The organism is Aeromonas sp. A35_P, assembly GCF_002259925.1.
In the GTDB taxonomy this organism is placed as follows: Bacteria; Pseudomonadota; Gammaproteobacteria; order Enterobacterales; family Aeromonadaceae; genus Aeromonas; species Aeromonas dhakensis.
In genome coordinates this window covers 1-8,344 of record NZ_NEVB01000069.1, presented here as the reverse complement: position 1 = coordinate 8,344, position 8,344 = coordinate 1, and the positions used below count along the sequence as shown (strand labels likewise).

8 protein-coding genes and 1 pseudogene are annotated in these 8,344 nt (G+C 61.5%); 4 read left to right on the top strand and 5 right to left on the bottom strand.

The window, feature by feature from the left end:
* Nucleotides 1-221, top strand: a pseudogene (locus CAK78_RS05710) (capsular polysaccharide biosynthesis protein); the annotation flags it as partial.
* A 7-nt stretch (nt 222-228) separates the two neighbouring features.
* Nucleotides 229-1,542 carry a capsule biosynthesis protein gene (locus CAK78_RS05705; RefSeq protein WP_094696647.1) on the top strand — a complete coding sequence of 438 codons (1,314 nt, stop codon included), beginning with the start codon at nt 229-231 and terminating at the stop codon, nt 1,540-1,542.
* Nucleotides 1,543-1,601: 59 nt separating this feature from the next.
* Here the strand turns inward: CAK78_RS05705 and CAK78_RS05700 are convergent, their stop codons facing one another.
* The 4 genes from CAK78_RS05700 to CAK78_RS05685 all read right to left on the bottom strand — a co-directional run bounded on the left by CAK78_RS05700 (nt 1,602) and on the right by CAK78_RS05685 (nt 4,786).
* Nucleotides 1,602-2,294, bottom strand: a complete 693-nt coding sequence (locus CAK78_RS05700; protein ID WP_005299639.1) for an ABC transporter permease — start codon at nt 2,292-2,294, stop codon at nt 1,602-1,604.
* Between the two features lie 3 nt (nt 2,295-2,297).
* Entirely contained in the window at nt 2,298-3,038 is a 741-nt protein-coding gene (locus tag CAK78_RS05695; RefSeq protein WP_017779372.1) for an ABC transporter permease, read from the bottom strand.
* Between the two features lie 139 nt (nt 3,039-3,177).
* Nucleotides 3,178-3,951: an ABC transporter substrate-binding protein gene (locus CAK78_RS05690; protein WP_017765964.1), complete on the bottom strand. Its 774-nt coding sequence runs from the start codon at nt 3,949-3,951 to the stop codon at nt 3,178-3,180.
* 64 nt (nt 3,952-4,015) lie between these two features.
* Entirely contained in the window at nt 4,016-4,786 is a 771-nt protein-coding gene (locus CAK78_RS05685) for an ABC transporter ATP-binding protein (protein ID WP_005299631.1), read from the bottom strand.
* Between the two features lie 533 nt (nt 4,787-5,319).
* Between CAK78_RS05685 and CAK78_RS05680 the strand changes: the two genes are divergently transcribed.
* Entirely contained in the window at nt 5,320-6,222 is a 903-nt protein-coding gene (locus CAK78_RS05680) for a lysine exporter LysO family protein (protein WP_010634358.1), read from the top strand.
* A gap of 113 nt (nt 6,223-6,335) precedes the next feature.
* Here the strand turns inward: CAK78_RS05680 and iadA are convergent, their stop codons facing one another.
* On the bottom strand, nt 6,336-7,466 hold the full coding sequence (gene iadA / locus CAK78_RS05675) for a beta-aspartyl-peptidase (RefSeq protein WP_094696646.1): 1,131 nt from the start codon (nt 7,464-7,466) through the stop codon (nt 6,336-6,338).
* Between the two features lie 177 nt (nt 7,467-7,643).
* On the opposite strand from iadA, the gene CAK78_RS05670 reads away from it, so the two are divergent.
* Nucleotides 7,644-8,258, top strand: a complete 615-nt coding sequence (locus CAK78_RS05670) for an acyl carrier protein phosphodiesterase (protein WP_094696645.1) — start codon at nt 7,644-7,646, stop codon at nt 8,256-8,258.
* The last annotated feature ends 86 nt before the right edge of the window (nt 8,259-8,344 follow it).

Genomic DNA, 8,344 nt, shown 5'->3' with positions numbered 1-8,344 from the left:
AAGAACACAGCCTAGTCTATCTGACCTTGGTGGCCTATCCGCTCTATATCGACTGGCAGACCGGCCTCTGGATAAGTCCAGAGCAGCTGATCCGCCAGCTGGCACAGCAGGGTCACTCATCGGCCCGAAAGGCTGGCCGCTGGCAACGTTGGCAACTCAAGCTGAGTTACCTGACCCAGACCCTGTGGCAGCGCCCTTCCCTCCCCCAGCTCATGAGATAAGTCGTACATGAAGATTTTGTTGTTGCAAGGACCGCTGGGCCCCTTCTTTCAGACCCTAAGCCAGGTGCTGAGCGATGCTGGCCATCAGGTGTACAAGATCCATTTCAACGGTGGGGATGAGTGCTGGCCCTGTGTCGGTCACAACGAGCGCTTTACCGGCAAACCGGAGAGCTGGAACACTTTTTTTCGGCGCTTCATCAAGCGCAATGGTATCGACAGCCTGGTCTGCTACGGCGATTGCCGTTATTACCATCTGCAAGCCATTCGCATCTGCAAGCAGAAAAAGATTGCCGTCTGGGCCATGGAAGAGGGGTACCTGCGCCCCGACTACGTGACGCTGGAGCAAGGGGGGGTCAACGCCTTCAGCCCGCTCTATGTCAAGCGTGACAAGCTGGCAGAGATGCAATGGCCTGAGCCCTACCAGGCGCCGTTGCAGGTGGGCAAGACCTTTGCCAGACGAGCCTGGTATGCCAGCCGCTATCACATCAACAAGAGCTTTTTTCGCTGGCGCTACCCCCACTTCGTCAACCACAGGCCCTGGAGCCTTTACCAGGAGGCCAGCGGTTGGGTCGCCGGCGGCTTGGTGAAGTGGCGTTACCGCTGGGCAGACCGCCGTCTGCTGAAAGCCTTGCCGGCACACAAGGGACATATTTTCTTCGTTCCCCTGCAGGTCACCGAGGACTTCCAGATCCGCGAGCATTCGGATTTGAGCGGTGTGGAGGAGATGGTGGCACAGGTGATGAACTCCTTTGCCGAACATGCACGCAGCGAAGATGTGCTGCTGTTCAAGCATCACCCCATGGATCGCGGCTACGTCAGCTACCAGTCCCAGATCAACCGGCTGGTCACCCTGCTCGGGCTGGAAGGGCGGGTGTTTTATGGCTATGACCTGCCGCTGCCGGCGCTCTATCCCCTGCTCAAAGGGGTCATCACCATCAACAGCACGGTCGGCCTCTCCGCCCTGCTGCACGATGTGCCGACCTTCTGCATGGGGCGCGCCCTCTACGATCTGCCGGGGCTCACCACCCGCGGCACGCTGGAGAAGTTCTGGCACAAGCAGAGCCCGGTCTGCAACGAGACATTCGAGCGGATGCGCCAGTCCCTGCTGCACCTGACCCAGATCAATGCCAGCTTCTATCGGCATCTGGAGATCGGGGCCATGGCCGTGGCACAGAAGATCCAGCAGCACGACAAACAGCGCATGCCGCTCAAACAGGGCAAGCGCGCCCTCAACGCCCCCGGACTTATCGGTGCCCTCGGCGTGCTGAGCTCGCTTGGTTTGATAGCAGAGGAGATGCTGACGCCCCTCGGCATGCTGTGATGCTTGCCCCTATCTTGACCGACAAAAAAGCCCGCGATTGCGGGCTTTTTTTATGGGCGTTACACGGTGCGGGGGCGCAGGTGGGCGTGCCAGCGGGCCTCCCACTTCTTGAACAGCCAGACGATGACGAAGGTCAGCAGCATGTAGAGCAGACCGGCGGTCAGGAACGCCTCGAACGGGCTGTAGTAGCGGGAGTTGATGATCCGCGCGGCGCCGGTCAGATCGACGATGGTGATGATGCCCGCCACCGCCGAGCCCTGCAGCATGAAGATCACCTCGTTGCTGTAGGCCGGCAGTGCCCGGCGAAACGAGTTGGGCAGAATGATGCGGGTCAGAGTCTGCCAGCGGGTCATGCCGAAGGCGTTGGCCGCCTCAATCTGCCCCTTTGGCATGTTGAGCACGGCGCCGCGCACGATTTCGGCGGTGTAGGCCCCGGTGTTCAGGGTGAACGCCAGCAGGGCGCAGAACCAGGCTTCGGCAAACAGATCCCAGGCGACGCTGTTTTTCAGCCACTCCCACTGGGCGGCGCCGTAGTAGATGATGAAGAGCTGCACCAAGAGCGGAGTGCCGCGAAAGAAGTAGATGTAGGCCCAGATCGGCCCCTTGATCAGCCAGTTGCGGCTGTTGCGCAGGATGCCGAGCGGCACCGCCAGCATCAGACCGAGGATCAAGGAGGCGGCCACCAGCAATACCGTGGTGTAGAGGCCCTGCCAGTAGGTGGGCCATTCGCTGAGAATGATTGAGAAATCCATGGCTTACCTCGTCTTTATCGCATAGTGACGCTCGGCCCATTTCAGTGCCGAGGTGGAGACCGCAGTGAAGATCAGGAAGATCAGGGCCACCGCCATGTAGAAGGTGAAGGGCAGCTGGGTCGAGCCCGCCGCCAGGGACGCTTTGCGCACCATGTCATCGAGCCCGATGATGGAGACCAGCGCCGTGGTTTTCAGCAAGACCAGCCAGTTGTTGCCAAACCCCGGCAGGGCGTGGCGCATCATCTGGGGAAACAGGATGCGACGAAACACCTGGGTTGCCCGCATGCCGAAGGCGCGGGCCGCTTCCAGCTCGCCCTTGTCCACCGCCAGAATGGCGCCGCGGAAGGTTTCGGTCATGTAGGCGCCGAAGATGAAGCCGATGGTGGCCACCCCGGCCGCAAACGGGCTGATGTCGATGTAATCGGGCAGCAGGGAGACCCACTCCTGATTGGGATTGCTCGCCAGCAGGTAGTTGTTGTAGCTCTCGTTGACCCAGGTACAGAGGTTGTTGATGAGTACCTGACCGCCGAAGAACAGCAGCATCATCAGCACCAGATCGGGAATGCCGCGAATGACGGTGGTGTAGGCGGTGGCAAAACCGCGGGCCCACTTGTAGGGGGAAAGCTTGGCCAGCGCCCCCAGCATGCCTAGCACCAGCGCCAGCAGCAGGGAGGCCAGCGCCACCTCCAGGGTGACCCAGGCCCCCTCCAGCAGGGAGGTTTCGTATCCTTTCAAATCAAACATATGCAGTTCCATCGCAACTAAGCGGGCCCATCGCTCCCTGGCGAGAGACGACGGGCCCGATGACTACAGACGAGGGTCAACCTGTCGCTATTGTGCGTGTCACGCCCTGGCTCCTGCCTCTGGCAGCGAGCCTTGGGAGTTACTCGCCGTAGACGTCGAAGTCGAAGTACTTGTCGTTGATCGCCTTGTACTTGCCGTTGGCACGCAGCGCCAGGATGGCGGCATTGAATTTCTCTTTCAGATCCTTGTCGGCCTTGCGCACCGCAATGCCGGCGCCTTCACCAAACCACTTGGGATCGGTCAGCTTCGGGCCCACGAACTCGAACGCATCGCCGCCCTCTTTCTTGAGCAGACCGTCGCTGATGGCGGCGGAGTCGGCCAGCACGTAGTCGACGCGGCCGGATTTCAGGTCGAGATAGGCCTCATCGGCGGTGCCGTAACGCTTGATGGTGGCGTTGGGGAAGTTGTCGGTAATAAAGGTGTCCATGGAGGTGGCACGCTGCACGGCCACTGTCTTGCCATCCATGAAGGCCTTCTCCAGTTTCACCTCGGTGCCTTTCTTGGCGGCGAAGCGGGCCGGAATGTGCTGGTACTTCTGGGTGAAGTCCACCTTCTTCTTGCGCTCTTCGGTGATGTCCATGGTGGCGATGATGGCGTCATATTTGCGCGACAACAGCGCCGGAATGATGCCGTCCCAGTCCTGCTTGACCAGGGTGCACTTCACCTTCATCTCCTCGCACAGAGCGTTGGCGATGTCGATGTCAAAGCCTTTCACCTCGCCGCTCGGCTCGGTCCAGGAGAAGGGGGGGTAGGCACCTTCGACACCGATCCGCACCTCTTTCCACTCCTTGGCCATCAGGCTGCCGGAGGACAGGGCAGTAACCATGGCAGTCGCCAGCATCAGCTTGTTCATGTATCTCTCCTTGATAAAGTCATCGACTGTTGCAATTGCAGATTATTGGGCTCAGCTCCGGCCATCAATAGATGGAGGAGATGAATTGCTTGAACCGTTCGGACTTGGGATGGGCGAAGATCTCCTTGGGATTGCCCTCCTCCTCCACGCGGCCCTGGTGCAAAAACATTACCTTGTTCGACACATCGCGGGCAAACGACATCTCATGGGTCACCACCAGCATGGTACGCCCCTCTTCGGCCAGCTCGCGCATCAGGCCGAGTACTTCGCCCACCAGCTCGGGGTCGAGCGCCGAGGTGGGTTCATCAAACAACATCACCTCGGGTTCCACCGCCAGGGCCCGGGCGATGGCCGCCCGCTGCTGCTGGCCGCCGGAGAGGTGACCCGGGTAGTAGTCACGCCGCTCCCACAGCCCTACCCGGTTGAGCAGGTGTTCCGCCTTGGCAATGGCCTCGGCGCGGGGCACCTTGAGTACCTGGATCGGCACCTCGATGATGTTCTGCATGATGGTCATGTGCGACCAGAGGTTGAAGCTTTGAAACACCATGGCCAGCCGACTGCGAATGCGCTCCACCTGCCGCATGTCTTCCGGCAGGCGTTCACCGGTGCGGTTGGTTTTCATGCGAATAAGCTCGCCATGGAGGGAAACCGTGCCGGAAGAGGGTGTTTCCAGCAGATTGATACAGCGAAGAAAGGTCGACTTCCCCGAGCCGGAGGAGCCGATAAGGGAGATGACATCCCCCTTGTGGGCGGTCATATCGATGCCCTTGAGCACTTCGTGGGTGCCGAAATACTTGTGCAGATCACGAACTTCCAGTGCGGCAACGTCGCTCATCCATTACAACCTTGTCTGTCCCTAGACGCCGCTGGGGCGTGACTCACGCCATCGCTTATTTAACAAAAAGTTAACCGATGGCAACCTTCAGCGAAAATATCACTCGGATAGTCAAAAAACAATACAGAACCGAGGTCTTTGGTGTTTTGTCTGTATTTTTATTGGCCAAACAGGTATTTTTCAGCACTTTGTCTGCATAAAATGCTAATCACCCCGGTTCGACGACACCGCCTTTTTATACCCGCAGCGCACTACTGGCAAGAAAATTCCGCCCATCATGCCATAAGGCAGCCGAAGTGGCTTTATTCACCCACCCCACCCTCGCATCCCGTTGAAAAATCGCCGACTCGCGCCGTTTTTGGGTTGCACCAGGGTGGGTAGATGCCCCGAAACTGGGCCTCATTTCATACCAGAAACATAACAAATCGATAAAAAAGTTCCGGATGAGGCAGATAAACACACAAATATGTGACACAGGGCCAATAAGTGATGATAAGGTGTCATTTTTGTCAGTTTTTGTGATCGAGGCCCCGATGTTGCTCAATGTGTTGCTGATCCTGCTGCCGCTGGTGATCGGCTATCTGGTACCCCTCTCCTCCGCCCGTTTGATCAAGCTGGTCAATCAATCGCTGGGCAAGATGGTCTATCTCATCTTGTTCCTGATGGGACTGGGGCTTGCTTACGTGGAGAACCTGGGCAGCAACCTGGCGGTGATCTTCAAGGTGGCCGGCGTCATGCTCGCCGCCATTACCCTGTGCAACCTGCTGGCCCTCTGGTGGCTGGACCGGCGTTCCCCCCCTACGCATGAAGCCAGCGATGGCCAGATGCCGAGCAAGCTGCACCTGTTGTGGGAGTCGCTGCAGCTCTGTTTCGTGGTGCTCGGCGGCGTCTTGCTGGGGCTGCTGGTGGACCTGCGCGCCCTGCCCATCGACAAGTGGAGCGAGTGGGCGCTGATGCTGCTGCTGTTTCTCATCGGGGTGCAGATGCGCAACTCCGGCATGCGACTGCGCCAGATCCTGCTCAACCCCTGGGGCATGAAGATCGCCGCCACCGTCATCGTCAGCAGCTGGCTCGGCAGCCTGCTGGCCGCTCAGCTGCTTGGCATGCCGCTGGCCCACGGCCTGGCCCTCAGCTCCAGCTTCGGCTGGTATTCGCTCTCCGGCATCCTGGTGGCCGACAAGCTGGGCCCTGTGCTGGGCTCTGCCGCCTTCATCAACGATCTGGGGCGCGAGCTCATCGCCATCCTGATCATTCCGGTGCTGATGCGCCGCCACCCCTCCGCCGCCATCGGTTATGGCGGCGCCACGGCCCTCGACTTCACCCTTCCGGTGATCCAGAAATCTGGCGGCATCCAGGTGGTACCGGTGGCCATCGTCTCCGGCTTTATCCTGAGCCTGCTCGGCCCCATCCTGATCCTGGGCTTCCTGGCCATCTGATCTCGACCCGCTGACTGGCCCACGGTCAACAACAACAAGCCCGGCACTGCTGCCGGGCTTGTTGTTTAAAAGAGGGGGGCGGGCGTGACAGCCCCGCCGTCAACTAACGGCCTTCAAGGGCGCCAGCGGCCGCCGCTCATCACCCGCTCGATGGTGAGCGTGTCGGGGTCGATCAGTAGCAGATCCGCATCCTGCCCCACCGCCAGCGTGCCCTTGGTCGCCAACCCCAACGCCCTAGCCGGATGGGCCGTCACCACCGCCAGCGCCACTTCCAGTGCGATCCCCTTGCTGCAGCTCTCCACCAGCGCCTGCCACAGGCTGCCTATCTGGCCGCAGCGCAGCTCGATGAGACGCCCCTCGCCGTCGAAGCGCGGCAGGCTGGCGTTGGCGTCCGAACTGAAGCTGATACGCTCGGCAGGCACCCCGGCCGCCACCAGCGCCACCAGGGCGTCGGCCGCCAGCAACTCACCATCATCCAGCAGGTCCGGGAAGCTAGAGGTGGTGAGATCGACCCAGCCGCCGGCCCGGCCCCACTCGATGGCCTCGGCAAACAGCCAGGGATTGCGGTTGCAGTGGGTGGGGTAGAGCTGGCGCAGCGGGATGTCGGTGCCATCGCGCAGGGCCCGCAGCGGCGCCAGCGCCCCACGCCCGTCCCCCAGATGAAAGAAGCTGACCCCGCTCTTGCCGGCAAGCAGCCCGGCCACCCGCGCCTCGCTCACCAGGCGGGCCAGCTCGTGGTGGGTCGGCGCACTGGATCTGTGATCGCTGATGGCCACCTCCCCCACCCCAAGCACCTCGGGAATGAGCATGATGTCCGCTTCCACCGTACCGGTGAGGGTCTTGACCGGCAGATGGTAGGAGCCGGTATACATGAAGGCGCTCACCCCGGCGGCGCGAAACTCGCGCACCTTGCCGAGCACCTGGGCCGGGCTGCGAGTCAGGCTGTCGGTACCGAGCGCCGCCACCAGGGTGGTGACCCCTGCGCTCAGCGCCTCCCTTGCCGAGAGCTCCGGGGTGCGGAAACCAAAGCCCCCCTCGCCACCACCGCCGGTGATGTGGGCCAGCGGATCCACCAACCCGGGCACCAGATAGCGGCCGCGAGCGTCCACCCGCGTCAGCGGCCAGTCGGCGGGGACAGACAGTCCCTGCCCGAGCCAGGCGATGCGGCCATCGGCCACCAACAGATCCTGGCGGCCAAGCGGGGTCGGACCATAGAGTTCAGCCCCTTCGATCAGGGTCAACATGCGGCATGCTCCTCGTGAGGTTGATGTGCGCCGTCAAGCGGCGGCCATGCTGCACTCTACCCAGCCGGCGGTCAGGGAGGGAAGCACTTCCTCACGGGCAGACTACCGTAGCCATAGGCAAGGGCCGCCGGATCCGCTAGGCTCAGCGGCAATCCCTTTGGCTAATCTCACCCATTTATGAACTATCTGGCTCACCTGCATCTGGCATCCCATACCCACAGCTCCCTCACCGGCAACCTGCTGGGGGACTTCGTCAAGGGTGCCCTGCCCACCGGCCTCGCAGCGCAATTTGACGAGGGGATCTGGCTGCACCGCAAGATAGACGCCTTCACCGACGGCCACCCCGAACACAGGGCGGCGGTGGCCTGCTTCGAGGCCCCCTGGCGCCGCTTTGGCGGTATCCTGGTGGACATGCTCTACGATCACTGGCTCAGCCTGCACTGGCCACAGTTTCATGACGAAGCCCTGCCCCGCTTCCTGCAGCGGAGTTACCGGCACCTGCTGGCAGATGCAACCCGTCTGCCTGAGGGTCTGCCCCTGCCGCTCAGACGGATGGCGGAGCAGGACTGGATCGCCTCCTACCAGCACAGGGCCGGGCTGGGTGCGGCCCTCAACGGCATTGGCCGCCGGCTGCGCCGCCCGAAGCCTCTGGGGGAAGCACTCACTACCCTGGATGCGGCCTGCTGGCAGCAGTGCGAGGAGGGCTTTCTGCGTTTCTATCCTCAGCTAATGCAGTTCAGCGTGCAGCAGCTGGCCCACTATCGCGGCGGGGATGAACGGCCGCGGCCATGAAAACCCCGCGAAATGACGGCAAACATATTATCTTTCGCTCCCTGTTCTTCCCGGGAACGTATCTCCGGTTGAGCTGGGGTAAGGAA

Coding starts and splice junctions, on each gene's coding strand:
- CAK78_RS05705 (WP_094696647.1), top strand. CDS start 229: ATGAAGATTTTGTTGTTGCAAGGACCGCTGGGCCCCTTCTTTCAGACC.
- CAK78_RS05700 (WP_005299639.1), bottom strand. CDS start 2,294: ATGGATTTCTCAATCATTCTCAGCGAATGGCCCACCTACTGGCAGGGC.
- CAK78_RS05695 (WP_017779372.1), bottom strand. CDS start 3,038: ATGTTTGATTTGAAAGGATACGAAACCTCCCTGCTGGAGGGGGCCTGG.
- CAK78_RS05690 (WP_017765964.1), bottom strand. CDS start 3,951: ATGAACAAGCTGATGCTGGCGACTGCCATGGTTACTGCCCTGTCCTCC.
- CAK78_RS05685 (WP_005299631.1), bottom strand. CDS start 4,786: ATGAGCGACGTTGCCGCACTGGAAGTTCGTGATCTGCACAAGTATTTC.
- CAK78_RS05680 (WP_010634358.1), top strand. CDS start 5,320: ATGTTGCTCAATGTGTTGCTGATCCTGCTGCCGCTGGTGATCGGCTAT.
- iadA (WP_094696646.1), bottom strand. CDS start 7,466: ATGTTGACCCTGATCGAAGGGGCTGAACTCTATGGTCCGACCCCGCTT.
- CAK78_RS05670 (WP_094696645.1), top strand. CDS start 7,644: ATGAACTATCTGGCTCACCTGCATCTGGCATCCCATACCCACAGCTCC.